At 64.7% G+C, this 26,322-nt stretch carries 24 protein-coding genes; 9 read left to right on the top strand and 15 right to left on the bottom strand.

The window, feature by feature from the left end:
- Positions 1-23 precede the first annotated feature (23 nt).
- On the bottom strand, positions 24-1,352 hold the full coding sequence (locus AC25Y4_RS08170) for a class I SAM-dependent RNA methyltransferase (protein WP_488119894.1): 1,329 nt from the start codon (positions 1,350-1,352) through the stop codon (positions 24-26).
- Between the two features lie 33 nt (positions 1,353-1,385).
- Here AC25Y4_RS08170 and AC25Y4_RS08165 point away from each other — a divergent pair, with 33 nt between their 5' ends.
- Together AC25Y4_RS08165 and AC25Y4_RS08160 are read left to right on the top strand one after the other, a co-directional pair.
- On the top strand, positions 1,386-2,033 hold the full coding sequence (locus AC25Y4_RS08165) for a Maf family protein (protein WP_488119893.1): 648 nt from the start codon (positions 1,386-1,388) through the stop codon (positions 2,031-2,033).
- Between the two features lie 98 nt (positions 2,034-2,131).
- Entirely contained in the window at positions 2,132-3,916 is a 1,785-nt protein-coding gene (locus tag AC25Y4_RS08160; RefSeq protein WP_488119892.1) for an acetyl/propionyl/methylcrotonyl-CoA carboxylase subunit alpha, read from the top strand.
- Positions 3,917-4,059: 143 nt separating this feature from the next.
- On the opposite strand, the gene AC25Y4_RS08155 is transcribed toward AC25Y4_RS08160, so the two are convergent.
- Positions 4,060-5,496: an NAD(P)H-quinone dehydrogenase gene (locus AC25Y4_RS08155; protein WP_488119891.1), complete on the bottom strand. Its 1,437-nt coding sequence runs from the start codon at positions 5,494-5,496 to the stop codon at positions 4,060-4,062.
- 114 nt (positions 5,497-5,610) lie between these two features.
- Here AC25Y4_RS08155 and AC25Y4_RS08150 point away from each other — a divergent pair, with 114 nt between their 5' ends.
- Positions 5,611-6,444 carry a purine-nucleoside phosphorylase gene (locus tag AC25Y4_RS08150; RefSeq protein ID WP_488119890.1) on the top strand — a complete coding sequence of 278 codons (834 nt, stop codon included), beginning with the start codon at positions 5,611-5,613 and terminating at the stop codon, positions 6,442-6,444.
- 125 nt (positions 6,445-6,569) lie between these two features.
- Positions 6,570-8,246: a phospho-sugar mutase gene (locus tag AC25Y4_RS08145; protein ID WP_488120452.1), complete on the top strand. Its 1,677-nt coding sequence runs from the start codon at positions 6,570-6,572 to the stop codon at positions 8,244-8,246.
- A gap of 37 nt (positions 8,247-8,283) precedes the next feature.
- On the opposite strand, the gene AC25Y4_RS08140 is transcribed toward AC25Y4_RS08145, so the two are convergent.
- On the bottom strand, positions 8,284-9,267 hold the full coding sequence (locus AC25Y4_RS08140) for a DMT family transporter (protein ID WP_488119889.1): 984 nt from the start codon (positions 9,265-9,267) through the stop codon (positions 8,284-8,286).
- On the opposite strand from AC25Y4_RS08140, the gene AC25Y4_RS08135 reads away from it, so the two are divergent.
- Positions 9,266-10,669, top strand: coding sequence for an aminotransferase-like domain-containing protein (locus tag AC25Y4_RS08135; RefSeq protein WP_488119888.1), 1,404 nt, complete (start codon positions 9,266-9,268; stop codon positions 10,667-10,669). The two genes, AC25Y4_RS08140 and AC25Y4_RS08135, sit on opposite strands and share 2 nt — an antisense overlap.
- Positions 10,670-10,708: 39 nt before the next feature.
- Here AC25Y4_RS08135 and AC25Y4_RS08130 read toward each other — a convergent pair whose 3' ends face one another.
- The 11 genes from AC25Y4_RS08130 to AC25Y4_RS08080 form a co-directional block, all read right to left on the bottom strand.
- Complete coding sequence (locus AC25Y4_RS08130; protein WP_488119887.1) at positions 10,709-10,981, bottom strand: PTS sugar transporter subunit IIB; 273 nt, start codon at positions 10,979-10,981, stop codon at positions 10,709-10,711.
- Entirely contained in the window at positions 10,978-11,490 is a 513-nt protein-coding gene (locus tag AC25Y4_RS08125; RefSeq protein ID WP_488119886.1) for a PTS sugar transporter subunit IIA, read from the bottom strand. Before AC25Y4_RS08125 ends, AC25Y4_RS08130 begins: the two co-directional genes overlap by 4 nt.
- 41 nt (positions 11,491-11,531) lie before the next feature.
- Entirely contained in the window at positions 11,532-12,653 is a 1,122-nt protein-coding gene (locus tag AC25Y4_RS08120; RefSeq protein ID WP_488119885.1) for an adenosine deaminase, read from the bottom strand.
- A gap of 87 nt (positions 12,654-12,740) precedes the next feature.
- On the bottom strand, positions 12,741-14,060 hold the full coding sequence (locus AC25Y4_RS08115) for a thymidine phosphorylase (RefSeq protein WP_488119884.1): 1,320 nt from the start codon (positions 14,058-14,060) through the stop codon (positions 12,741-12,743).
- A complete protein-coding gene (locus AC25Y4_RS08110) occupies positions 14,057-14,491 on the bottom strand; it encodes a cytidine deaminase (protein WP_488119883.1) in 435 nt (144 codons plus the stop codon). Before AC25Y4_RS08110 ends, AC25Y4_RS08115 begins: the two co-directional genes overlap by 4 nt.
- Positions 14,492-14,506: 15 nt before the next feature.
- Positions 14,507-15,736, bottom strand: coding sequence for an ABC transporter permease (locus tag AC25Y4_RS08105; protein ID WP_488120451.1), 1,230 nt, complete (start codon positions 15,734-15,736; stop codon positions 14,507-14,509).
- Between the two features lie 65 nt (positions 15,737-15,801).
- Entirely contained in the window at positions 15,802-17,052 is a 1,251-nt protein-coding gene (locus tag AC25Y4_RS08100; RefSeq protein ID WP_488119882.1) for an ABC transporter permease, read from the bottom strand.
- A complete protein-coding gene (locus AC25Y4_RS08095; RefSeq protein ID WP_488119881.1) occupies positions 17,049-18,569 on the bottom strand; it encodes an ABC transporter ATP-binding protein in 1,521 nt (506 codons plus the stop codon). The genes AC25Y4_RS08100 and AC25Y4_RS08095 overlap by 4 nt, the downstream gene beginning before the upstream one ends.
- Before the next feature lie 245 nt (positions 18,570-18,814).
- Entirely contained in the window at positions 18,815-19,915 is a 1,101-nt protein-coding gene (locus AC25Y4_RS08090) for a BMP family lipoprotein (protein WP_488119880.1), read from the bottom strand.
- 184 nt (positions 19,916-20,099) lie between these two features.
- A complete protein-coding gene (locus tag AC25Y4_RS08085; protein WP_488119879.1) occupies positions 20,100-21,161 on the bottom strand; it encodes a BMP family lipoprotein in 1,062 nt (353 codons plus the stop codon).
- Positions 21,162-21,235: 74 nt separating this feature from the next.
- Positions 21,236-22,357, bottom strand: coding sequence for a mannose-1-phosphate guanylyltransferase (locus AC25Y4_RS08080; RefSeq protein WP_488119878.1), 1,122 nt, complete (start codon positions 22,355-22,357; stop codon positions 21,236-21,238).
- Between the two features lie 193 nt (positions 22,358-22,550).
- On the opposite strand from AC25Y4_RS08080, the gene sdhC reads away from it, so the two are divergent.
- Genes sdhC through AC25Y4_RS08060 form a run of 4 tightly spaced genes read left to right on the top strand, consistent with a single transcriptional unit; the run spans position 22,551 to position 26,033 of the window.
- On the top strand, positions 22,551-22,967 hold the full coding sequence (sdhC, locus tag AC25Y4_RS08075; RefSeq protein WP_488119877.1) for a succinate dehydrogenase, cytochrome b556 subunit: 417 nt from the start codon (positions 22,551-22,553) through the stop codon (positions 22,965-22,967).
- A 13-nt stretch (positions 22,968-22,980) separates the two neighbouring features.
- Positions 22,981-23,436, top strand: a complete 456-nt coding sequence (locus AC25Y4_RS08070; protein ID WP_488119876.1) for a succinate dehydrogenase hydrophobic membrane anchor subunit — start codon at positions 22,981-22,983, stop codon at positions 23,434-23,436.
- 18 nt (positions 23,437-23,454) lie between these two features.
- On the top strand, positions 23,455-25,272 hold the full coding sequence (gene sdhA / locus AC25Y4_RS08065; RefSeq protein WP_488119875.1) for a succinate dehydrogenase flavoprotein subunit: 1,818 nt from the start codon (positions 23,455-23,457) through the stop codon (positions 25,270-25,272).
- A 2-nt stretch (positions 25,273-25,274) separates the two neighbouring features.
- Positions 25,275-26,033, top strand: a complete 759-nt coding sequence (locus AC25Y4_RS08060; RefSeq protein WP_488119874.1) for a succinate dehydrogenase iron-sulfur subunit — start codon at positions 25,275-25,277, stop codon at positions 26,031-26,033.
- Between the two features lie 154 nt (positions 26,034-26,187).
- On the opposite strand, the gene AC25Y4_RS08055 is transcribed toward AC25Y4_RS08060, so the two are convergent.
- Positions 26,188-26,319 carry a hypothetical protein gene (locus tag AC25Y4_RS08055; protein WP_488119873.1) on the bottom strand — a complete coding sequence of 44 codons (132 nt, stop codon included), beginning with the start codon at positions 26,317-26,319 and terminating at the stop codon, positions 26,188-26,190.
- Positions 26,320-26,322 lie beyond the last annotated feature (3 nt).

Below are 26,322 nucleotides of genomic sequence, written 5' to 3'. Positions count from 1 at the left end.
TTCTATGTCTACGACAACGATAGCTAGTGCGAGAGGAGTGCGACGGCTTCGACATGGTGCGTATTCGGAAACAGGTCGAAGGCACGCAGGGACTTCATCTGGTAGCCGTGCTCCGCGAACAGGGCAACATCGCGCGCCAATGCAACGGGATCGCAGGCAACATAGACAATCTGGCTCGGGGACAGTGCACCCAGCTGATCGACGACCTGTCGACCAGCGCCAGAGCGGGGCGGGTCGAGAATCACTGTTCCGGCGGCGAGGCGGCTGCGCTCGGCTGCGCTGGCATCCTTGCTGATACGGGCCAGGTAACGGTCGACCCTGTCGGTCTGCGCGCTGGCGCCCATCCAGTCGGAGAGGTTCTCTGAAGCGAAGTCCGTCGCGGTTGCGTCGCTCTCCACCGAGGTGATGCGCGTTGCCGGTCCGAAGCGGTCGCCTACGGCCGCTGCCAGCAGCCCGACTCCACCGTAGAGGTCGAGGTTTGCGGCACGCGGATCGAACAGTGCTTCGTCGATGGTGTCCTGCACGGCCTTGTACAGCGTCTCGGCCGCACGGGCGTGCACCTGCCAGAAGCCGGTCACGTCGAGTTTGAACTCACGCTCGCCCACTCGCTCGGTGATCACGTTGCGCGGGCCAGGCTTGCGCTTGCCCTTGGCGTCGGTCTCAGCGACGATGACCTGGACACGGCCGGTGCTCGGCCCGACGATGTCGACCGATGCCGCACCGGGGAACCGTCCGTCTAGCGGCGCAGCCATTTCGACGTCGTGCGTGGCCAGCGGCAAGTCGTCCACCGCAATGATCTTGTGTGAGCGTGCGGCGTACGGGCCGACGAAACCGTCTTCTCCGACGTGCAGGCGAACCCTGGTGCGCCATCCGGTGCCGTCGAGCTCGTCGCCAGGAGAGGCGTTCGGTCCGACGGGCACGGCCTCGACCGCAACATCCGTCTCAATTTTCGCCATGCGCAACATGGCGTCGGCGAGAACCTGACGCTTCAGCTCTCGCTGGTGGGCGAGCTCAATGTGCCCGAATTCTGCGCCACCCGCACGGTCTTCAGGGGCGCGCTCGATAGCAGCTGCTGCCCAGACGTGGGGCTGGCGCTCTGGTGCTGGGGTGAGGACCTCGACGGTCTCCGCGCGCCAGAAGCTCTTGTGATTCGCTTCGGTGAGTCGAGCGCGAACGCGCTCCCCAGGCAGGGTGTCGCTCACGAAGATGACGCGGCCGTCATGGCGTGCCACGAAGATTCCACCGTGGGCTACGTTGGTGACATCAAGCTCGAGTTCGGTGCCGACCTCTGATCCCGGAGTTTTCTGTGACGGTTGAGAGTTTCGGTTTGACTGCGTGCGATTGGTGCCCATATATCGATAATCCCACACCCCAGGAGTAGCAGCATGCGCCTCTTTTTGGCCTCCACCTCGCCCGCACGGCTTGCGCTGCTCCGATCCGCCGGCATCGAGCCGCTGCTGGCTGCACCGGATGTCGACGAAGATGCCGTTGCCGACGCTGCCGCCACCGCCGCCGGCGCGCCACTGGACCCCGCCACTCTCGTCGAGTTGCTGGCCAGGGCGAAGGCAGAGGCTGTCGCCAGTTCAGCAGCGGATGATGGCGCGGGGCGCACCGGGCTCATCCTGGGCGGCGACTCGATGTTCGTCGTCGACGGCGTGATCTACGGCAAACCGCACACCAGCGAAAAGGCCACGGCCAGGTGGTTGATGCAGCGCGGCAAGACCGGGCAGCTCTACTCGGGCCACTGGCTCATCGAGCAGGTCGACGGCGTCACCGTGGCGGCCAACGGGGCCGTCGCCGTTGCAGACGTGACGTTCACCGACGATATGACGGATGCCGAAATCGATGCGTACGTCGCAACAGGCGAACCGCTCTTCGTCGCCGGCGCTTTCACCATTGACAGCCTCGGCGCACCCTTCATCACGCATATCTCCGGCGACCCGTCGACGGTGGTCGGGCTGTCGTTGCCGACGCTCCGCCGAATGGTGCGCGCGATGGGGCACGAGTGGTCGAGCCTGTGGAACCGTTCCTAGGAATCTGACGTTCTTGTAGGCATCCGCAGGAGAGACGCGTTCTTTTTTGTCGAACAGATCCAAAACAACGCACGAAGCGGGCAATAGGCTAGGGGACTGTGTCTCCTATAACGAAGGTTCTCATCGCCAACAGGGGCGAGATCGCAGTACGAGTGATCCGCGCCGCGAAAGACAGCGGGATTCTCTCCGTTGCCGTCTACGCCGACCAGGACCGTGACGCCCTGCACGCCCGCCTCGCAGACGAGGCATACGGGCTGGACGGAACAACGAGCGCAGAGACGTACCTCGTCATCGAGAAGATCCTCGCCATTGCGCGCCGCTCTGGAGCTGACGCAGTGCACCCCGGGTATGGCTTCCTCGCCGAGAACGCAGACTTCGCCCGCGCCGTGATTGCGGCCGGCATCACCTGGATCGGCCCGTCGCCTGAGGCCATCGAGAAGCTCGGCGACAAGGTGTCGGCCAGGCACGTTGCCCAGCACGTCGGCGCACCGCTCGCACCCGGCACGCTGAACCCGGTCTCCGATGCCTCAGAGGTGCTTGACTTCGTCGACACCCACGGACTGCCCGTTGCCATCAAGGCAGCATTCGGCGGCGGCGGCCGCGGCCTCAAGGTCGCACGCACCCGTGAAGAAGTCCCAGAGATGTTCGACTCAGCCACCCGAGAGGCGATCGCTGCCTTCGGACGTGGCGAGTGCTTCGTCGAGAAGTACCTCGACCAGCCGCGTCACGTCGAGACCCAGTGCCTGGCTGACGCGCACGGCAACGTCGTCGTCGTGTCGACTCGCGACTGCTCGCTGCAGCGCCGTCACCAGAAGCTCGTCGAAGAGGCCCCGGCGCCGTTCCTCACCGAGGAACAGACAGCACTGTTGTACAGCGCGTCGAAAGCCATCCTCAAGGAGGTCGGCTATGTCGGCGCCGGCACCTGCGAGTTCCTGATCGGCAAGGACGGCACCGTCTCGTTCCTTGAGGTCAACACCCGCCTGCAGGTTGAGCACCCCGTCTCAGAAGAGGTCACCGGAATCGACCTCGTCCGTGAGCAGTTCCGGCTCGCCGCCGGCGGCGTGCTCGACTACGACGACCCCATCGCCACCGGCCACTCCTTCGAGTTCCGTATCAATGGAGAGGATGCCGGCCGCGGCTTCATCCCCTCCCCCGGCCCGGTTCAGATCTTCAAGCCGGCCGGCGGACCCGGCGTGCGTGTCGACAGTGGCGTGCAGTCAGGCGATGTCATCTCCGGCTCGTTCGACTCCCTGCTGGCCAAGCTCATCGTCACCGGCGCCACTCGCGAAGAGGCCCTTGAGCGTTCGCGCCGCGCCCTCGATGAGTTCGAGGTCGCCGGCCTGCCCACCGTCTTGCCGTTCCACCGTGCGATCGTGCGCGACCCTGCTTTCGCTCCCGCCGACGGCGCACCGTTCTCGGTGTACACGCGCTGGATCGAGACCGAGTTCGACAACACCATTGAGCCATGGACCGGCACCCAGACCGACACAGAGGCGTCGCACAAGCGCCACAGCGTCGTCGTCGAGGTCGATGGCCGCCGCATCGCCGTCACCCTTCCGGTGCGTTTGCTGCCGGGAGCCGCCGCAGGCGCATCCGCTGGAGCAGCACCCAAGCGCCGCGCTGGGGCGCACGCGATCGACACCGCCACCGGCGATGCCGTCAAGGCGCCGATGCAGGCAACCGTCGTGAAGATGGCCGTCGCTGAGGGTGACACGGTCGTCAAGGGTGACCTGCTGGTCGTGCTCGAGGCCATGAAGATGGAGCAACCACTGACCGCACACAAGGACGGCATCGTCGGCAGCATCACCGCGGTTGTCGGAGCAACGGTGGCGTCGGGTCACCTGCTGCTCACCGTCGTGGACGCCGCAGCAGACGCCGCGTAGGCGTTTCGGCTCTTAATACCGTTCGGCCCGCGCACTGCGCGGGCCGAACGCGTTAAGCGCGTGTCGTTCTGAGCTCGTTCTTCTGGGCTCGTTCTTCTGGGCTCGTTCTTCTGGGCTCGTTCTTCTGGGCTCGTTCTTCTGGGCTAGAGGACGACGTGCATGGCGCGCGCGGCATCCGAGATGGAGCCGGTGAGGGACGGGTAGACGGCGAACGCCCGAGCGACCTCGTCGACGCTGAGGCGGTGTTCGACGGCCAGTGCCAGCGGGAAGATGAGCTCACTGGCCTTGGGGGCGACGATAACGCCGCCGATGACCGTGCCGCTGCCGGTGTGGGCGAACAGTTTCACGAAGCCGTCCTTGATTCCCATCATCTTGGCGCGCGGGTTCGACGCGAGCGGCAACTTGTAAATCTCGCCCTGCACGAGGCCGTCCTGGATCTGCTTCTCTGTCCAGCCGACCGTGGCGATCTCCGGCTGGGTGAATATGTTCGACGACACGTTGCGAATCTCGATGGGGTTGACCGTGTCACCCATGGCGTGGAACACGGCGGTGCGCCCGGCCATTGAGGCAACGGATGCCAGGGGCAGCTGTGTCGTGCAGTCGCCGGCCGCGTAAATGTTGGGGACGGACGTGCGGGACACCCGGTTGACCCTGATGTGTCCAGAGTCGGTCATCTGCACCCCGGCCTCTTCCAGCCCGACGTCTGCGGTGTTGGGGATGGACCCGACGGCCATCAGGCAGTGGGTTGCCTCGACGGTGCGGCCGTCTGACAGGGTGGCGATCACGCCGGTCTCCGTGCGCACGACCGAGTCGGCACGCGACTTCGACAGCACGACCATGCCGTTGCGCTTGAACACGTCTTCAATCACGCGTGCGGCATCGACGTCTTCGCCTGGCAGCACCTGGTCGCGGCTGGAGATCAGCGTCACCTTCGCACCGAGCGCACGGTATGCGGAGGCGAACTCTGCGCCAGTCACGCCAGACCCAACGACGATGAGGTGCTCAGGCACCGCCTTCAGGTTGTAGAGCTGGGTCCAGGTGAGGATGCGCTCCCCGTCGGGAATCGCAGACGACAGGATGCGCGGGCTCGCACCGACGGAGACAATGATGGTGTCGGCGTCGAGACGTTCGAAGTCGGTTCCGGCGTCGCCGGGGGCGGTCGAGACAATCACACCGCTGGGCCCGTCGAGTCTGCCCTGTCCCTGGATGAGGCGCACTCCCGCCCTGATGAGGCTGGCCTTCATATCTTCGGACTGCTGCCGCGCGAGTCCGAGCAGACGCTTGTTGACCGTGGCAAGGTTGATGGCAACCTCTGGGCGCGTCGGCTTTCCATTCTCTCCGCGTACGAAGAACTGCACACCGAGCTCGGACGCTTCCCCAATGGAGTTGGACGCCTCTGCCGTTGCGATCAGCGACTTGGAGGGGACAACGTCGGTGATGACGGCCGAGCCGCCGACGCCGACTCGCTCGACCAGGGTGACATCCGCTCCCTGCTGGGCGCCGGCAATGGCAGCTTCGTATCCGCCAGGCCCTCCGCCGAGTACAACAATTCTCTGCTTGCGTTCGAACTCGTAGGGCATGCCCCCATTCTTCCCTACCTGTGGACGTGCCGACAAACGGCTGGGGCCCGTGCTCTTTCGCGCGCGCCTGCAAAAACGCGCTGCTCAAAATCGATCGGGAATTAGAGTGGTGGAATGCTTACCCTTCTGACCAATCCTCTTGATGACCCCCAGACTGACCCGTTCGACGTTGCGCGGATTGCTGCAGAGCAGATCAGTGCCGCCACCGGTGTCGAACGACACGACATCGCGCTCACCCTGGGCAGCGGATGGGGCAAGGCCGCCGACTTGATCGGTGAGACCACCCACACCATTCCCGCACAGGAGATCACCGGATTCAGCGCACCGGCACTCGAAGGCCACGTCGGCACGCTCCGCTCTGTGCTGCTGCCGAGCGGCAAGCGCGCGCTCGTCATCGGCGCTCGCACCCACTACTACGAGAACCACGGCGTGCGTCGCGTCGTGCACAGCGTGCGCACCGCAGCGGCGACCGGTGCGACGACGATGATCCTCACCAACGGTGCGGGCGGCATCCGTGAGACCTGGACGCCGGGAACCCCCGTGCTCATCAGCGACCACATCAACCTGACGGCCGACTCACCGCTCGAGGGCGCCACCTTCATCGACCTCACCGACCTGTACTCGACGCGCCTGCGCGACCTGGCCCGCGACATCGAACCCAGCCTGGACGAAGGCGTCTACTGCCAGTTCCGCGGCCCGCACTACGAGACGCCGGCCGAAGTGCAGATGGCGAAGACCATCGGCGGTCACATCGTCGGCATGTCCACCGCCCTTGAGGCAATTGCCGCCCGCCAGGCCGGTATGGAAATCCTCGGGATGTCGTTGATCACCAACCTGGCAGCTGGCATCCAAAAGACGCCGCTCAGCCACCAGGAAGTCATTGAGGCCGGCCGCGACGCCGAACCCGTGATCACCGCGCTGCTGGCGAAGATCGTGGCCGCACTGTGACCGGCGACCTGAGCCGCGGCCGGCACGCAGCAGGCCCAGACGAGAATTTCGAGCCGAACGACACCCGCACGGCGGCGCTCCCCGTCGTTCCTGACGAGGCGTCGGCTGCGGCACCAACCGACGACATCACCGCGATCGCGACGGCCTGGCTGCTGCAGGATCCAGACCCGGAGACCCAGGCCCAGCTCCGCGCCCTGATCAATGCATCCCGCGACGGTGACCAGGCGGCGACAGCCGACCTGCACTCCCGGTTCGACCAGCGCCTGGCGTTTGGCACCGCCGGCCTCCGCGGCGAGATCGCCGCAGGCTCCAACCGGATGAACCGTGTGCTCGTGTCCCAGGCCGCCGCCGGTCTCGCCGCGTACCTGATCGGCGCTGCCCCTGCCGGCACCACGCCATCCGTCGTCGTCGGCTATGACGGCCGCAAGAACTCCCAGATCTTCGCCACAGACACGGCAGAGCTGATGGCGGGAGCCGGCGTCCGCGCCATCCTGCTGCCGCGCCTGCTGCCGACCCCCGTTCTCGCGTTCGCGGTACGGCACCTGAACGCCAGCGCCGGCGTCATGGTCACCGCCTCGCACAACCCGCCGAATGACAACGGCTACAAGGTGTACCTCGGCGGCGATGACCACGGGTCGCAGATCGTCTCCCCAGACGACGCCGCGATTGCCGCCGAGATTCTGAAGGTCGCCTCAGAGCGCCTCGTTCCTGAGCTGCCCCGCGCCGCGTACGAAACTGCGGATGAGAGCGTCGTTCAGGCGTATGTCGACGCGACGGCGAGTCTCGCTCCTGCGCCACGCGCCCAGGTCAATTCCGTGTACACCGCTTTGCATGGTGTCGGCTGGGACACCACCAGGCGCGTGCTCGAGAAGGCCGGCTTCGACCAGCCGACGCTCGTCGACGCGCAGATCGCCCCCGACCCTGCGTTCCCGACCGTCTCCTTTCCGAACCCGGAAGAGCCCGGGGCCATGGACCTCTCCTACGAGACCGCGCGCGAGGTCTCGGCCGAACTCATCATCGCCAACGACCCGGATGCCGACCGCCTCGCTGTCGCCATCCCCGACGCGGCAGAAGAGAGCGGATACCGTCGCCTGAGCGGCAACGAGGTCGGGGCGATCCTCGGCTGGCGCGCCGCGCGCATCGCCGCCGACGTGCAGGGAGATGGTGCAGCCGAAGGCACACTGGCCTGCTCGATCGTGTCGACCCCAGCGCTGAAGGCGGTAGCGGATGCCTACGGCCTCGGCTTTGCAGACACGCTCACCGGTTTCAAGTGGGTGTCTCGTGCCCCCGGCATCATCTTCGGCTTCGAGGAAGCCCTCGGCTACCTCGTCAACCCTGGCACGGTGCACGACAAGGACGGCATCTCCGCCGCTGTCGCGCTGCTCTCCCTGGTCAGTGAGCTGAAGGCTGATGGCTCAACGCTGGCGGAGCACCTCGACCACTTCGCAGAGACGTTCGGCTACTTCGCGTCAGGGCAGATCTCGGTTCGCGTGACCGACCTGTCCCAGATCAGCACCGTCATGACCAGGCTCCGCGACACTCCCCCGGCATCCGTCGGGTCTGTCGCCGTGTCGCGCATCGACGATCTGAGTGGCGGGTTCGCCGGGCTGCCGCCGAGCGACGTGCTGCGCATCTGGCTGGCAGACGGCTCCCGCGTCATGGTGCGGCCGAGCGGCACGGAGCCGAAGCTCAAGGTCTACCTCGACACCCAGAGCACCGATGGCACCGTCGCCGAGCGCAAGGCTGCGGCCACCGCGACCCTCGCAGAACTCGACCGCGGAATGCGCGCACTGATCGGCTGACGCCTGCGTGCACGGCATCCATTCGCAAGAAATCGACCTATACGTGCGCGTTTAGGTCGATTTCTTGCGATCGGAGCGCATTCGTCGAGGCGATGACCGGCGCACGGCGCCCCTTCCTGGCCCGCACGGCGATGCCCGCGCACAGGATGACAGCCAGGCCACCGACGATCGTCGGCCAGGTGAGGTCTTCGTGCAGCAGCAGGAACGCCCACAGGATGGTCAGCACCGGTTGCACAAGCTGCACCTGGCTCACCTGCGTCATGGGCCCGATCGCGAGCCCGCGATACCAGGCGAAGAAGCCGAGGAACATGCTCACCACGGCCAGATAAGCGAATGCGGCCCACTCCGTCGGCGTTCCCGTTGGTGGTTGCTGCACCGCAGCGGCGATGGTGAGGCCGAGCATCAACGGTGAGGCCAACACCAGTGCCCACGAGACGGTTTGCCAGGCGCCGAGTTCGCGGGCGAGCAAGCCTCCCTCTGCATAGCCGATCGCCGCGGCGACCACAGCGCCGAACAGCAGCAGGTCGGACGCCGTCAGTTGCGCGAAGCCACCGCCCTGCAGCGAGGCGAACGCGATCGCGACCATGGCGCCCACCCCGGCCATCACCCAGAACGATACCGGTGGGCGTTCCTTCCCACGGATGACCGCCATCACCGCTGTGGCAGCGGGGAGCAGGGCGATGACGACGGCGCCGTGACTCGCCGGAGCTGTCGTGAGCGCGAACGAGGTCAACAGCGGGAAGCCAAAGACGACGCCTCCGGCGACAACCGCCAGACGGACCCACTGGATACCGTGTGGACGTTGCTGCTTCGTCAGCGCCAGGGCGGATGCGGCGAGCACGGCGGCGACGACAGCCCTGCCAGATCCGATGAACAGCGGCGACAACCCGCCGAGGGCGATCCGCGTGAATGGCACGGTGAAGGAGAACGCGAGAATTCCCGCGAGTCCCCACCAGAGGCCCGCGTGAGACCGGGATATCACTGGCAACGCGATACGAGTAGCGCTACTGTCTACATTCATGGACAACGATAGCACCTCTCGGATTGTCGCCGACCTTCGCACCTGGATCTCCGCCGCTCCCGCCGGAGCGAAGCTTCCGTCGACACGTTCCCTGGTCGCCAGGTACGAGGCAAGTCCGGTGACCGTGCAGAAGGCGATGCGGGCGCTCACCGCGCAGGGCTTGATCGACAGCCGCCCTGGCGTCGGTACGTTCGTCCGTTCGGTGCGCACCGCACGCCCGCTCGACTACGGCTGGCAAACGGCGGCCCTGCGCCCACTCCACACCCGCTTCTCCACGTCGTCGTCGACGATGCGAACCGGCACGCACGGAGCGATCGCCCTGCACGCTGGATACCCCGACCGTGAGCTCCTGCCGGAGCGACTCGTTCGGGCAGCACTCACCCGCGCGGCGCGGGGCGACGCAGCACTCTTCCGCTCGCCAGCTTCTGGGCTTCCCGAATTGCAGTCGTGGTTCGCGACAGAGCTCGCTGCCGCCACTCCGGTCGGAATCACGCCCCCCACACCGAGTGATGTCATCGTGCTCCCCGGTAGCCAGAGCGGTCTCAGCTCGATATTCCGAGCCCTCGTCACCGCCGGACAACCCCTGCTCATGGAGTCGCCGACCTACGGCGGGGCGATCCTTGCGGCCGCACAGGCCGGCGTGCAGGTCATTCCCGTGCCCAGCGGCCCGAACGGACCTGAGCCCGACGTGCTCGCACGCGCGTTCGAGGAGAGCGGGGCTCGGGCCTTCTATGCCCAGCCAAACTATGCCAATCCCACCGGTGCACAATGGTCGCCGGACACGGCGAGCCAGATTCTGGACATCGTCCGCGCAGCCGGCGCCTTCCTCATCGAGGATGACTGGGCTCACGACTTCGGCATCACCACGACACCGACCCCCCTCGCCGCCCAGGATGACGCTGGACATGTCGTCTACATTCGCTCGCTGACCAAGAGCGTGTCTCCGTCCATCCGAATCGCCGCCGTCATCGCTCGCGGGCCGGCGCGTGAGCGGATCCTCGCCGACCGCAGCGCGTCGTCAATGTATGTGAGCGGCATCCTTCAGGCTGCTGCACTCGACGTGGTGACCCAGCCAGGATGGCAGACCCATCTCCGCGGCCTTCGACAGCAGCTGCGCTCACGCCGCGATCTGCTCATCGACAGCCTTCAGGAGCATGCGCCTCTCGCCCATCTCACCACCATCCCGGCAGGCGGGCTCAATCTCTGGCTCCGACTTCCGGACGGCACGCCTCTCGACCGGCTCGTGCGCGAATGCGAAGACGGCGGCGTACTCATCGCCGCCGGCAGCGAGTGGTTCCCGGCAGAGCCGGCTGGCCCGTTCGTCCGCCTCAACTTCTCGGGCGCCAATCCTGGCGCTTTTCCGGCGGGCGCACGCATCCTGGGCCAGGCCCTCGGTTCCTAAGCCAGCCGCATAAACCAGCTGCAGCCATACCGGCGGTAGCTAGCCCAGCGCCTTTTCGAGCTTGTCCGACAGCTCATCGAGGTCGAAGTAGTTGTCGATCACGATGACATCGGCGTTGGTCTTACCGATGAAGCCAACAAGCTCAGATGATGTCAGGATCACCTGCGCGTCGGCGGCCACCAGCGCAACGCTCGCGACATCGGTCGCCGTGACGTCGGCCTGGATGTCCAGCCGGTCGAGGGCGCGCTCCGCGTTTGTCTTGAGGATGGCGGATGTTCCGATTCCCGCTCCACAGATGGTTACGATTTTCATTCTGAATCCTCAGGTATGGAGCCGGCATCGGGAGCATTTTCGGCACGCGGAACGGCTGCGTCAGCCGAGATGGCACCGAGCAGAGAGCGAATCTCGTCGGCGTGCGTGGCGGCCCGAATGGCCGGGATGACGCTCGGGTCGTTGAATACGTTGGCGAGTTCTGACACGAAGCGCACGTGTTCGTCAGAGCTGGTCACGGCCAGGCCAAGCACAACGCCGACAGGGTCATTGTGCGGATGCCCGAACGCCACGGGCTCGGCCAGGGTCACGACGCTCAGTCCCTCGGCCACGACGTCCCCACCCGGCCGCGCGTGTGCAAGGGCCAGCCCGGGCGCAATCACGATGTAGGCACCGAATTCGTCGATGACGCCGATCATGCGGCCGGTGTAGTCGGCGGTCGTTGAGCCAGACCGCTGCAGCGCATCACCGGCAAGCGTGATCGCTTCGCGCCAATCGGACGCGTGCGCACCAATTGCGATTGCGGAGTCAGGCAGTGGAGGAAGGGACATGGCTGCTTTCGAGGAGCGCGGCACGATGGACGAACGCGAGGTTAGGCGCGGCTGAACCCGGCGACGATGGCATCACTGAGTTCTTCACGGTCTTCCAGCGCCAGGAACGATGCGGAGACGGCGTTGTGCTGAAACACTTCGAAGTCGTCGAGGTCGTAGCCGAAGGCATCGCTGAGCAGCGAGAGCTCACGGCTCAGCGAGGTGTTGCTCATGAGTCGGTTGTCCGTGTTGACCGTGACGTGGAAGCCCAGCTGGTACAGCAGGTCGAACGGGTGGTCGAGCAGGTCGTCACCCCACGCGGCGATGGCGCCGGTCTGCAGGTTGGAGGAGGGGCTGAGCTCGAGCGGGATCTCGCGGTCGCGCACCCACTGCGCCACCGAACCGAGCGTGACGTAGGTGTTGTCGTTGTCTTCGCGTTCGATCGAGATATCTTCGGCCAGGCGCACACCGTGGCCGAGGCGCAGTGCGCGACCGTCGACCAGGGCGCTGCGGATGCTCTCAACGCCGTCTGCCTCTCCGGCATGAACCGTGACGGGGAACAGCTCGCTGGCCAGGTAGTCGAACGCAGCCTTGTGGTTGCTGGCGGGGAAACCAAGCTCTGCACCGGCGATATCGAAGCCGACGACGCCGTTCGCGCGGTGGCGCACAGCGAGCTCCGCAATCTCGAGGCCGCGGCCCGCGTGGCGCATTGCGGTGATGAGCTGGCCAATGCGAATGCGGGCGCCAGCCTTCTTGACACTCTCGATGCCGGCCTCTATACCCTCCTGCACCGCCTCAACGGTCTCGTCGAGGGTGAGCCCGCGCGCGAGGTGCTGCTCTGGCGCCCAACGAATCTCGCCGTAGATCACGCCGTCTACAGCGAGGTCTTCGACGAACTCGCGTGCGACCCGTACGAGACCCTCGCGGGTCTGCATGACGCCGGTCGTCACCTCGAAAGTCTTCAGGTATTCAACGAGCGAACCGGAGTTCGACTGGGATGCGAACCACTCGCCGAGCGCTGCGGCGTCGGTGACGGGCAGTTCCATGCCGATCGCGTCGGCCAGCTCAATAATCGTCTGGGGGCGCAATCCGCCATCAAGGTGATCGTGCAGGGAGATCTTGGGCAGCGCGTTGATGCTGATGCCCGTGCGTGGCAACAGGAATACCTCTGAGTTCGTGTTCACGTCACTAATCTACCGGCGTGAGGCGAACTGAGTCGCTCTGAAACCTGAACGAGCGCTGCACGTTCTCCCCGATGGCGGGGCGTTGGCCTAGCGACCGATGCGCTCGGCGATCAGGGGGCCACCATCGAGAATCGGCTCACCTGGATCACCGATGCGCCAGGCGCCCTCGATGGCCTCGAGTGCGCGAGCGAAGCGCTCCGGCTCGTCGGCGCTGAGCGTGAACAGTGGCTGGCCGGCGCGCACAGGAGCACCGGGCTTCACGTGCAGGTCGATGCCGGCAGCGTGCTGCACTGGGTCCTGCTTGCGTGCCCTGCCTGCACCGAGACGCCAGGCGCCGATTCCGAAGGGCAGCGCCTGCTGCTCGACGAGCACGCCGTCGCGATCGGCGGTGACGACGTGGCTTTCACGCGCGACGGGCAGCGCGGCATCCGGGTCTCCACCCTGCGCGCGAATGACCGCACGCCACTTGTCCATGGCGCGTCCATCGGTCAGTGCTGCCTCAACGTCGACATCCGTCTTGCCGACGAGCGCCAGCATCTCCCGCGCAAGTGCAACGGTGAGCTCGACGACGTCTGCTGGCCCGCCGCCGGCCAGTACCTCCACCGATTCGCGCACCTCGTTCGCGTTGCCGATGGCCAGGCCGAGTGGCACATTCATATTGGTGAGCAGAGCGGATGTCGCCACGCCGGCGTCCTCGCCGAGCTCGACCATCGTGCGGGCCAGTTCGCGAGAGCGCTCGATGTCTTTCAGGAATGCGCCAGAGCCGAACTTCACGTCGAGCACCAGCGCGCCGGTGCCCTCAGCAATCTTCTTCGACATGATCGAGGAAGCGATGAGCGGAATGGCCTCGACAGTTCCGGTGATGTCACGGAGGGCGTACAGCTTGCCGTCTGCTGGGGCGAGCCCGCTGCCAGCGGCGCAGACGACGCCGCCGACATCGCGGAGCTGGGCCAGCATCTCCTCGTTCGTGAGGTTCGCCCGCCAGCCGGGGATGGACTCCAGCTTGTCGAGCGTGCCGCCGGTGTGGCCGAGGCCACGGCCGGACAGTTGGGGAACAGCCGCACCGAACACGGCGACGAGCGGCATGAGCGGGAGGGTGATCTTGTCGCCGACGCCGCCGGTGGAGTGCTTGTCGGTGGTTGGCTTCCCGAGTCCGTCGAAGCTCATCCGCTCACCGCTGGCGAGCATCGCCATGGTCAGGTCGCGGATCTCGGAGCGGCTCATGCCGTTCAGGAAGATGGCCATGGTCATGGCTGCCATCTGTTCGTCGCCGACATACCCGCGCGTGTACGCGTCAATGAGCCAGTTGATCTGCGCCGTGCTCAGCTCGCCCTTGTCGCGCTTGGCGTGGATCAGGTCGACGGCGTCGAATGCCTCGATCGCGATACCGGTGTTGGAGGCGCTCATTCGGTCTCTGCCTTGTACTCGTCAAGCTGCCTCGGCCCGAATGCGTCGGGCAGCACCTCGTCGATCGTGCGGATGCCAGACACCGTCTCCAGCAACATGCCGGCAGCTGAGTGCTCGAACAGAAGCTGTCGGCAGCGACCGCACGGCATCAGCACTCCGCCGGTGCCGTCAACACAGGTGAACGCCACCAGTCGTCCTCCGCCACCCATGATGAGGTCGGTGACCAGTGAGCACTCAGCGCACAGCGTGACGCCGTACGAGGCGTTCTCGATGTTGCATCCGCTCACCACACGACCATCGGTCGTGATCGCCGCAGCCCCGACGGGGAACTTCGAGTACGGCGCGTACGCCTTACGCATGGCGGCGTCTGCGACGGCGCGCAGCGCATCCCAATCGATGGCTGACACCTGGTTGTCGGATACTGAATCCACGCTCTGACTTCCTGCCTACGACTTTATGTACGGTTTACCGGATGCGGCAGGGCCTCTGGACTTGCCCACCAGCCCCGCCACGGCAAAGATCGTGACCAGGTACGGCAGCATGAGCATGAACTCGCTCGGCACCGGGGACCCGATAATGCTGAGCACGTTCTGCAGGTTGCTGGCGAAGCCGAACAACAGGGCGGCGAGCGTGGCCCTGATGGGATCCCAGCGGCCGAAGATGACGGCGGCCAGGGCGATGAACCCGGCGCCCGCTGTCATTTCCTTACCGAAGGCGCCCACCGAACCAAGCGTGAAGTACGCGCCGCCGAGTCCGGCGATCGCGCCGGCGAGTGAGACGTTCCAGAACCGAGTCGACGTCACATTGATACCGACGGTGTCTGCCGCCTGCGGGTGCTCACCGACGGAACGAAGTCGGAGTCCCCAGCGCGTGTGGAAAATGCCGAAGTACACGGCGGCAACGGCGATGTACATGATGTACACGATGAGCGTCTGACGGAAGAAGACAGGCCCGATGATCGGGATCTCAGACAGCAGCGGAATGTTGATCCTGTCGAACCGCGGCGGCTGGTTGAGGGTCGCGGCGTTCGGGGCAAGCACCTGGGAGTAGAGGAACCCGGTGAGACCGGTGACGAGCACGTTGAGCACCACACCGACGATGACCTGGTCAACGAAGTACTTGATCGCGAACGCGGCGAGCACGAACGACACCAGCACACCGGCGACCATGGCAGCCACCAGACCGAGCAGCGGCTGACCGGTGAGCGAGGCAACCAGGGCAGACGTGAAGGCGCCGGCGAGCAGCTGACCCTCGATGGCGACGTTGACGACACCGACGCGCTCAGAGATCACGCCGCCGAGCGCACCGAAGATGAGCGGCACGGCCAGGCTTAGCGACCCGAAGAGCAGTCCGGGGACGGGGATCGTCGCACCAGCGGATGCCCAGGCCAGGAAGCCGAGCAGCGCCAGGAACGCAAACACCGAGATGAGCCAGAGTGGCGTCTTGCGGTGCGTCTGCACCATCCAGACGCTCAGCAGGGCGATGGCGAGCAACAGGATCGTCACGACGATACCGGTGGCCCTGGTGGGCAGCAAGAGATCGGGCAGCTGGATCAGGTCGTCTGAGGTGGACAGCTGCATGGTGCTGACACCGTCACGGCCGAAGACGACAAGCAGCACGAACGAGAGCACGGTGAACACACCGAGTGCGATCGGCGTCTTCCAGCTCTTGATCATGGCGACGGCCGGTCCGGCAGTCGGTTCAACCGGCTGGGTGGGCTGTGAAACGTGGGCTACCGTACTCACTTTGCAGCCACCTCCTTGGTGACAGACGGGAGTGCGCGGCGCGGAGTTGAGCCCGGCGCCGGCAACCGGAAGATCGCGCGCACCAGCGGCGGTGCTGCGATGAAGAGAACGATGAGCGACTGCACGACGAGCACGATGTCGACCGGCACACCCTCGGCCGCCTGCATGGCGAAGCCACCAGCCTTGAACGCACCGAACAGGATGCCGGCGACGAAGACGCCCCACGGCTTCGAGCGACCGAGCAGCGCAACGGTGATGGCGTCGAAGCCGATGCCGGAGTCGATGCCGGCGCCGAAGCCACTTGTGGTTGTACCGAGGACCTGGTTGATTCCGGCCAGGCCGACGAGGCCACCGGAGAGCAGCATCGCGTAGACGTACATGCGGCTGACGTGGATGCCGGCAACGCGCGCAGCGTTCGGATTCACACCGACTGCCTTGAACTGGAAGCCCAGGTTCGAGCGGGAGAGCAACCACCAGGTGAAGATCGTTGCCGCGATCACCAGGATGAAACCGAAGTGCAGGTTGTAGTTCGGACCGAGCAGGTCGAAGAACACGGCTGTCTCCTTGGCCGCCGGGCTCTTCGGGTTGTTCGATCCAGGCGTCTTCAGGAATCCGTCGCGCAGCAGGTAGCTGACCAGGTAGAACGCCACATAGTTGAGCATGATCGTGGTGATCACCTCATGGGCTCCGGTGCGAGCTTTCAGCAGACCGACGATTCCGCCCCAGAGCGCACCGCCCAGGATGCCGGCGACGAGCGCGACGACCATGTGGAGGCCGTACGGCAGGTCGAGTGCGAACGCCACCCAGCCTCCGAGGGCCGCTGCGATGAGCATCTGGCCACGGCCACCGATGTTGAACAGTCCGACGCGGAAGCCCAGCGCGACACCGAGGCCGGCAGCGATCAGCGGTGTGGCGAAGGTGAGCGTCTCGGTGAGTGGCTTGATGCCATCAGCGAATGACGGGCGACGGAAGTTGTAGATCGAGCCCTGGAAGAGCGCAGAGTATGCCCCTGACACCGAGTTCCATACAGCGGAGAGCAGGTCGCCAGGACGGGAGAAGAAGTATCCGGCGCTGGCCTGCACCTCTTTGTCGGTGAACGCGATCATGATCGCGCCAACAATGAGTGCGAGCACGACGGCAAGGACGGAGATGATCGCGCTGCCCGTCGTGATCTCGCGGAACATGGTGTGCCAGCGGGAAGGTTCCTCCACCTGGACTGGTTTGTCGGGCACGTGACTGTCGCTCATGCGGCAGCTCCTTCTCCTGCGGGCGATTCGCCAGCCATCATGAGACCAAGGTCAGAGCGGGGGGTGTCTCCTGGGACGATGCCGATGATGCGTCCGCGGTACATGACCATGATTCGGTCGGCGAGGGCTGCAACCTCGTCCAATTCTGTTGAGATGACGATGACCGGCGTGCCGGCATCGCGAGTGGTGACAATGCGTTCGTGGACGAACTCGATAGAGCCGACATCGAGGCCACGGGTGGGCTGGGCCGCGACGAACAGGCGGAGGTCACGGCTGAGTTCGCGGGCGAGCACCACCTTCTGGGCGTTTCCGCCCGACAACTGACTGACCTTCGTCTCAATGCCCTGCGAGCGAACGTCGAATTCCTTGATCTTCTCCTCGGCGAATGTCGCCAGGTAGTCAAGCTGCAGGTTCCAGTGCTTCACGAACGGCTCCGTGTCGGAGCGGTCGAGCATCAGGTTCTCTGCAATGGTGAATTCGCCGACCAGGCCATCTTCGTTGCGGTCTTCAGGCACAAAGCCGACGCCGGCGTTGAGTACCTTGCGCACAGAGAGCCCACGCAGCGATTTTCCGTCGAGAGAGATCTCCCCGACGACACGCGGCTGCAGGCCGAGAAGCGCTTCGGTGAGTTCGGTCTGGCCGTTGCCCTGCACGCCGGCGATGGCGAGGATCTCGCCTTCCTTGACGTCGAAGCTGACGTTGTCGACGACGATGTTGCCAAGCGGGTCGAGCACGGTGAGGTTTGTGACGACCAAGGCCGGCTTGCCCGGCGTGGCCGGAGCCTTGTCAACGGTGAGGTCGACGGCACGGCCGACCATCATCGTGGCCAGCTCTTCGTTGCTGGCTGTCGGCGATGCTTCGCCAACGACCTTGCCCAAGCGGATGACGGTGATCCGGTCAGCGACTTCGCGCACCTCCCGCAGCTTGTGCGTGATGAACACGATGGAGGTACCGGTCTCCTTGAGCTGGCGCATGATGGCCATGAGCTCATCGGTCTCCTGCGGGGTGAGCACAGCCGTCGGCTCATCGAAGACCAGCACGCGTGCGTTCTGAGACAACGCCTTGATGATCTCAACGCGCTGCTGCACACCAACGGGCAGGTCTTCGACAAGCGCATCGGGGTCAACGTCGAACCCGAAGCGGTCAGAGATCTCCCGCACGCGCTTCCGCGCCGCGGCCAGGTCGAGCCGACCACCGAATTTGGTCTCTTCGTGCCCGAGCATCACGTTCTCCGCCACGGTGAAGACGGGAATCAGCATGAAGTGCTGGTGCACCATGCCGATGCCGGCGCCCATGGCATCGCCGGGACCTGAGAAGCGCTGGACGGTGTCGTCCAGCAAGATCTCGCCCTCGTCGGCCTGATACAGGCCGTAGAGAACGTTCATGAGCGTGGACTTGCCCGCGCCATTCTCGCCAAGGAGGGCGTGGATCTCGCCGGCCTCGACAGTGAGGTTGATGTGGTCGTTCGCGACCAGGGCACCGAATCTCTTCGTGATACCGCGAAGTTCAAGCTTCATAATTCCTGATTCTATTGAGTGGACCAACGAATGCATGCTCGTCTGCACCAAAGTTGTGCCGTCTCGGTACTCGCCGCTCATATGTTAGCGAAGGGACGCGACTGAGCCGGGGCGCCGCCCGTCGGCGACGCTCTCGACCCAGCCTTTAACGAAGTTGGGGAGGCCAGCAATCGCTGGCCTCCCCCTCCATGTATATCTGTGTTGCTGTACTGCTGTGTTGCTCTACTGCGTGATAGCTAGAAGCGTTACTTCGGTGTTGCGGGCGACTCGACCGTGATCTTGCCGCTGATGATGTCTGCCTTCAGTGCGTCTACTTCCTTGACGAGAGCAGGGTCAACCTTGGACTCCCAGTCGTGGAGCGGTGCGAGGTCAACGCCCTTGTTCTCCAGCGTTCCGATGTACGGGTCAGCTGAGAAGTCGCCGCCTGCCGCGTCAACGATGATCTGCTGGGTGGCATCCGTCATCTGCTTCATGACTGAGGTGAGGTACAGCGGCGCGAAGTCAGGCGCGGTCTCGAAGAGGTCGCTGTCGACACCGATGATGGCGACGTCCTTGCCGGAGTCTTCGATGGCCTGGGCAGTGCCCTGGAAGAGCGGGCCGGCGACCGGGAGGATGATGTCTGCGCCCTGGTCGATGAAGCCCTGGGTGATGACCTTGCCCTGGTTGATGTCGTCGAACGAACCGGCGAAGTTACCGGTCTGAGCGTCCTTGTCCCAGCCGAGGACCTTGACGTCAGTGCCCTTTGCCTCGTTGTAGTACGCGACGCCGTCAGCGAAGCCATCCATGAAGATGGTGACGGACGGGAACTGCTGTCCGCCGTACGTGGCGACGGTTCCGGTCTTGGTGGTTCCTGCAGCCAGGTAGCCGGCGAGGAATGCGGCCTGCGCGGTGTCGTACAGAACCGGCTTCACGTTGTCGAGTGTCAGCGGGCTGAAGTCGTCGTTCGACAGCGAGGAGTCGATGATGGCGTACTCGACGTCGGTGTTGTCCTGTGCGGAGTCGCGCGTGGCGTTGGCCAGTGCGAAGCCGACGGTGAGGATGAAGTTACAGCCCTGGTCGACCATGCTGCTGACATTGCTGTCGTACTGGTCGTCGGACTTCGACTCTGCCTGCTTGAACTCGACGCCGAGTTCATCGGCAGCCTTGGTCATGCCGTCGTAGCTCGACTGGTTGAAGGACTTGTCGTCGAACCCACCGAAGTCGGAGACGATGCAGGGCAGGAAGTCCGCCGCAGCTGCGCTGCCCGAGTTGTCTTCAGTCGGGGCAGGGGCACACGCGGCGAGCAGTGCGACTACTCCCAGCGCGGCAAGGCCGCCAAGCGTGGCCTTACGGGTCGTGATTGTCAAAATGACCTCCAAGATGCGCCCTGCGGCGGATCGCACGGGCTGTGTGGAGTCAACGTTACCGAATGTTGCACTGCTCAGATGAGCAAACTGGGGCTACGAACGAATGGTTACAAAGTCGCTACATTTCAGGCGACTGTTCGTAACAATTACCCCCCTCAACACCGCTCTGTGAGCGACGCCTGCCCTACTTCGGCGTCGAGGGTGACGTCACCGTGATGGTGCCGTCGATGATCTCGGAGCGCAGCCCGTCGATCTCCGCGTCGAGCTCGGCCGATACCCGGTTGGCAAGATCGTGATAGGGCGCGATCTCAACGCCGCCGTTCGCGAGAGTGCCGACGAATGGGGTGTTGTCGAATGTCCCGTCGATGTCGTCGCCGATGATCTTCACCACGGCATCCTGGGTGTTCTTCAGGACGCTGGTCAGCAGGACGGGCTTGAACTCAGCCGGCAACGTGTCGTAGCCGTCGTTATCGACCCAGATCACGGCGACATCGGTGTTCTCGGCTGCAGCAGCCGCTGCGCCCTCGCCCACCTGCCCTGCGACAGGCAGGATGACATCCGCTCCCTGGTCAATGAACGCCTGGGTGTACGTCTTTCCCTTATTGATGTCTTCGAAGTCACCCGTGAACGTGCCGTCCTGGGCTGCCTTGTCCCAGCCGAGCACCTGCACGCCGGTGCCGTGCACCTCGTTGTACTTCGCGACGCCGTCGACGAAGCCGTCCATGAAGAGGGTGACAGGGGGCTGGTTGCCGCCGCCGAAGGTGGCGACCTTGCCGGTCTTGCTCACACCGGCAGCCAGGTAGCCGGCCAGGTATGCCGCCTGCGCCGTGTCGAAGACGATGGGCTTGATGTTCTCTCCGTCGACCTGCTCATCGACGATGGAGAAGTGCACGTCGGGGTTGGCCGTCGCCTCTGCGATTGTCGCATCTGCCAGTTCCCATCCGACAGTCAGCACGAACTGGCATCCGGTATCGACGGCCTGGGTGACGTTGGGCGCGATGTCACTCTCGGAGTTCGACACGATGGCGTTCACATCGATGCCGAACTTCTCCTCTGCCGCCTGCAGCCCTTCCCAGCTTGACTGGTTGAAGGAGCGGTCTTCCAACCCGCCGGAATTCGTCACCATCCTGGCGCAGTAGTCGGCCTCAGACGACGCGCTGTCCGTGCTCGGAGCTGGCGCGCATGCCGCGAGCATGGCAACGGATGCCAGGGCAACGGTGATTGGGATGAGACGACGGCGTGACATGGAACCCCTCTGTATCCTGCAACGGATGTGTCCTGCAATATTCAGCGCGCCTCATGGCCACGCTGGGATCGATCTTAGAGAACGTCGCTCGAGCCCGATAGCTTGAGTGCGTCGACGACGGACTTTACCTTCTGCGCGTTCGCGCTGGTGGTAACCAGGAGTGCGTCTGGCGTGTCGATCACGACGATGTCTTCGACGCCGATGAGCGCGATCATGCGACCGGTGTGGCTCACGACGATTCCGCTGCTTGAGTCGGCAAGCACGCGGGCGCCCTCCCCCAGGATGGCGAGGTCACGCTTGCGTCCGCCGGAGTGCAATTTGGCAATGGAGGCGAAGTCGCCGACGTCGTCCCAGTCGAACTGGCCGGGGATGACGGCAAGGCGACCGGCTGCCGCGGCCGGCTCTGCGACCGAGTAGTCAATGGCGATCTTCTTCAGCGTCGGCCAGACCTTGTCGACGACGGCGCCGCGTTCAGGGGTGTCCCAGGCCTCGGCGAGTTCGAGGATGCCGGCCAACAGCTCCGGTTCTGACTCACCGAGCTCTTCGAGCAGGCGGTCGGCGCGGGCAATGAACATGCCGGCATTCCATAGGTAGTGGCCGTTGTTCACGTACTTCTTGGCCGTGGCGAGGTCAGGCTTCTCCACGAACGAGTCAACGGAGAGCGCGCTCGGGGCGCCCTCGATCTCCAGCTGCTTCGCACACTTGATGTACCCGAAACCAATGGAGGGCTCGGTGGGCTGGATGCCGATGGTCGCGATGTAACCGGCATCGGCGGCAGCAACGGCCTCCGCAACGGCAAGTCGGAACAGCGGCTCGCTCTTGATGACGTGGTCGGCGGCGAACGAGCCGATGATGACGCCCGGCTCGCGCTTGTTCAGGATGGCGGCGGCGAGACCGATGGCAGCAGACGAGTCGCGCGGCTCGCTCTCCAGCACCACGTTCTGGTCTTCAAGCTCTGGCAGCTGGGCTTCAACGGCTGCGCGGTGTGCCCTGCCTGTGACAACCATGACGCGGCCGGGGCCAGACAGCGGCACCAGCCGGTCCCAGGTGTCGCGCAGCAGGGTCTGGCCGGAGCCGGTGAGGTCGTGCAGGAATTTGGGGGCATCCGCTCGGGAAAGCGGCCACAGCCGCGAGCCGATTCCGCCCGCGGGAATAACGCTGTAGAAGCGGTCAATCGGTCGGTTGGAAGTGCGCATCAGGCCAGACTAGCCGGTGGTGTGCGTTCGGGCATGGGAGCTCGAACCCGCCTCGCGTGTCAGGAGGGTCTCGCCGATTAGGGTGTCCTAAACGGCGCGCGCGCTTCAGCCACAACTAGACTGGACCCACGTGCTCATGGAGCATCGACTGCCCCTGTTCAATGGGGCACTACTCAGCCAGGGAGGGTTGTTCATGCCAGATACGACGGCAGGAACACTGACATCTCAGCAAAGGACGACGTCGCGTCGCCCCGCAGGAACCTTGTACAGGGGCCGCGAGGGCATGTGGTCGTGGGTTCTTCACCGCATTACCGGTGTCGCAATCTTCTTCTTCTTGCTGGTGCACATTCTCGACACCGCGCTGGTGCGCGTGAGTCCCGAAGCGTACAACGCAGTGATCGGAACCTATCAAACGCCCATCATGGGCCTCGGCGAAGTGGCCTTGGTCGGGGCAATCGTGTTCCACGCATTCAATGGTTTGCGCATCATCCTGATCGACTTCTGGAATGCGAAGTACTCGAAGATCATGTTCTACATCGTCATCGCACTCTGGGTGATCACGATGCTGGGCTTCGCTCCCCGCCATCTCATCAACGTCTTCAGCCACTAGGAGGGGGAACACAATGTCAACCACCATCGAAGCCCCCCGCAGCCCGTACTCCCGTGACGCACGCGCCAAGCGCGGTGTGAACTGGGAGAAGTGGGGCTGGATCTACATGCGCGTCTCCGGCGTGCTGCTCGTTGTGCTGATCTTCGGCCACCTCTTCGTCAACCTGATGCTCGGTACGGGTGTCAGCGCCCTCGACTTCGCGTTCGTCGGCGGCAAGCTGTCCGACCCGTTCTGGAAAGTCTGGGACGTGCTGATGCTGTGGCTCGCCCTCATTCACGGCGGCAACGGCATGCGCACCATCGTCAACGACTACGCCACCAGCCGCACGACGCGCGGCATCTTCAAGGGCGCCATCCTCGCGGCAGTCGTCGTGCTGATCGTGCTCGGCACCCTCGTCGTCTTCACCTTCGACCCCTGCCCGGCCGGCGCGCCAGCCGACCTTCTTCCCTCGTTCTGCCCGGCCAGCTAGGAGCTGCAAAAACCCACCATGACTACGGATGCATCAGTGACAGCGCCCGCGGAGTCCACCGTTATTGACGGCGTGCACTACCACCAGTTCGACATCGTGATCGTAGGAGCCGGTGGTGCCGGTATGCGTGCCGCCATCGAAGCCGGCCCCAATGCCCGCACTGCGGTCATCTCGAAGCTCTACCCGACCCGGTCACACACCGGTGCCGCGCAGGGTGGCATGGCTGCCGCCCTCGCCAACGTCGAGGAAGACAACTGGGAGTGGCACACGTTCGACACCGTCAAGGGTGGCGACTACCTGGTTGACCAGGACGCGGCGGAGATCCTCGCGAAGGAAGCCATCGACGCGGTCATCGACCTCGAGAACATGGGTCTGCCGTTCAACCGCACGCCTGAGGGCAAGATCGACCAGCGTCGCTTCGGTGGACACACCCGTGACCACGGCAAGAGCCCGGTTCGTCGGGCCTGCTACGCCGCAGACCGCACCGGCCACATGATCCTGCAGACGCTGTACCAGAACTGCGTCAAGCGCGGCATCAACTTCTTCAACGAGTTCTACGTGCTCGACCTGATCATGACCAACGTCGACGGCGTCGACCAGCCGTCTGGTGTTGTCGCATACGACCTGTCGAGCGGCGAGCTGCACGTCTTCCAGTCCAAGGCGATCATCTTCGCCACCGGCGGTTTCGGCAAGATCTTCAAGACGACCTCCAACGCACACACCCTTACGGGCGACGGCGTCGGCATCATCTGGCGCAAGGGCCTGCCGCTCGAGGACATGGAGTTCTTCCAGTTCCACCCGACCGGACTCGCCGGCCTCGGAATCCTCCTTACAGAGGGCGCCCGCGGCGAGGGAGCAATCCTCCGCAACGCCTCTGGTGAGCGGTTCATGGAGCGCTACGCCCCGACTATCAAGGACCTCGCACCCCGCGACATTGTCGCGCGCTGCATGGTGAAAGAGGTCGCAGAGGGTCGCGGCGCTGGTCCGAACAAGGACTACGTCTACCTCGACTGCACGCACCTCGGTGCAGAGGTGCTCGAGACCAAGCTGCCAGACATCACGGAGTTCGCACGCACCTACCTCGGTGTCGACCCGGTCACAGAGCCGGTGCCGGTCATGCCGACCGCGCACTACGCGATGGGTGGCATCCCCACCAACGTCAACGCCGAAGTGTTGCGCGACAACACCACCGTCGTTCCCGGCCTGTACGCCGCCGGCGAATGCGCCTGCGTCTCCGTGCACGGCTCCAACCGCCTCGGCACCAACTCGCTGCTCGACATCAACGTGTTCGGCAAGCGTGCAGGCAACAACGCCGTCGAGTACGTGAAGACGGCCGAGTTCACCCCGCTCCCAGAAGACCCCGCCGGTTTCGTGCGCGGCCTGCTGGAGAGCATCCGCACCTCGACCGGCACTGAGCGCATCTCCGTCATCCGCAAGGAACTGCAGGAGATGATGGACCAGAAGGCCCAGGTGTTCCGTACAGACGAGTCCCTCGCCGAGGTCACGCAGACGATCCACCTGCTGCGCGAGCGCTACAAGAACATCGGCGTGCAGGACAAGGGTCGTCGCTTCAACACCGACCTGCTCGAAGCCGTTGAGCTCGGATTCCTGCTCGACCTCGCAGAGGTCGTCGTCTTCTCCGCCCGCAACCGCAAGGAAAGCCGCGGCGGACACATGCGAGACGACTACCCAGACCGCGACGACGCGAACTACATGAAGCACACGATGGCGTACCTGACCGGCGACCCGCATTCAGCGGATGCCGCTGACCACATTGCGCTGGACTGGAAGCCTGTCGTCATTACGCGCTACCAGCCCATGGAGAGGAAGTACTAACGGTGAGCACAGCAGTAGTCGAGACGCCGGTGATTTCAGACACCATCGAATCATTCACCGTCACCCTCATCATCCGCCGCTTCAACCCAGAGGTGGACGACGAGCCGTACTGGCAGGACTTCGACGTCGAGATGTACCCGACGGATCGCATCCTCGACGCACTCCACAAGATCAAGTGGGAACAGGACGGCAGCCTCAGCTTCCGTCGTTCCTGTGCACACGGTGTCTGCGGATCGGATGCCATGCGCATCAACGGCCGCAACCGCCTGGCCTGCAAGACGCTGATCAAGGACCTCGACATCACGAAGCCCGTCTACGTGGAGGCCATCAAGGGCCTGCCACTGGAGAAGGACCTCATCGTCGACATGGAGCCGTTCTTCGAGTCGTTCAAGGAGGTGCAGCCGTTCCTCATGGCAACGAGCGCCCCCAAGGACGGCAAGGAGCGCATCCAGACCGTCGCCCAGCGCGAGCGGTTCGATGACACCACCAAGTGCATCCTGTGCGCTGCCTGCACGTCGAGCTGCCCGGTGTTCTGGACGGACGGCCAGTACTTCGGCCCAGCCGCCATCGTGAACGCCCACCGCTTCATCTTCGACTCCCGTGACGAGAACGCCGCAGTGCGCCTCGACATCCTGAACGACAAAGAAGGCGTGTGGCGCTGCCGCACCACCTTCAACTGCACAGAGGCATGCCCACGCGGCATCCAGGTGACCCAGGCCATCGCCGAGGTCAAGCAGGCCATCATGCGCGGCAAGCCCTAACAGGCTCTGCACAAAGAAACGAACGCCCGGACAAATGTCTGGGCGTTCGTTCTTTTTCGCGGGCTGGGTAGTCCTTCACTGAGCCAGCCGAGTGTTCGGTCAGTGTGCCTCAGCCAGTTCCTGCCCAGCCGGTGCCTGCTCAGTCAGCGCCTACTCAGTCAGCGCTGCGGTCCCGCGTCGAGCGTCGGGCAGCGGCGAGGCACAACGCCCCGAGGATGGCGAGTCCCCCGCCAAGCGGGATCAGCAGCCCACCGTCGAACCCTGCCGTCGCCAGCCGGCCGCTCACATG

This window comes from Leifsonia sp. Y878 (genome assembly GCF_057669685.1).
Note: the sequence above shows the minus strand (reverse complement) of the source record. Positions and strands in the feature narration are given on the sequence as shown.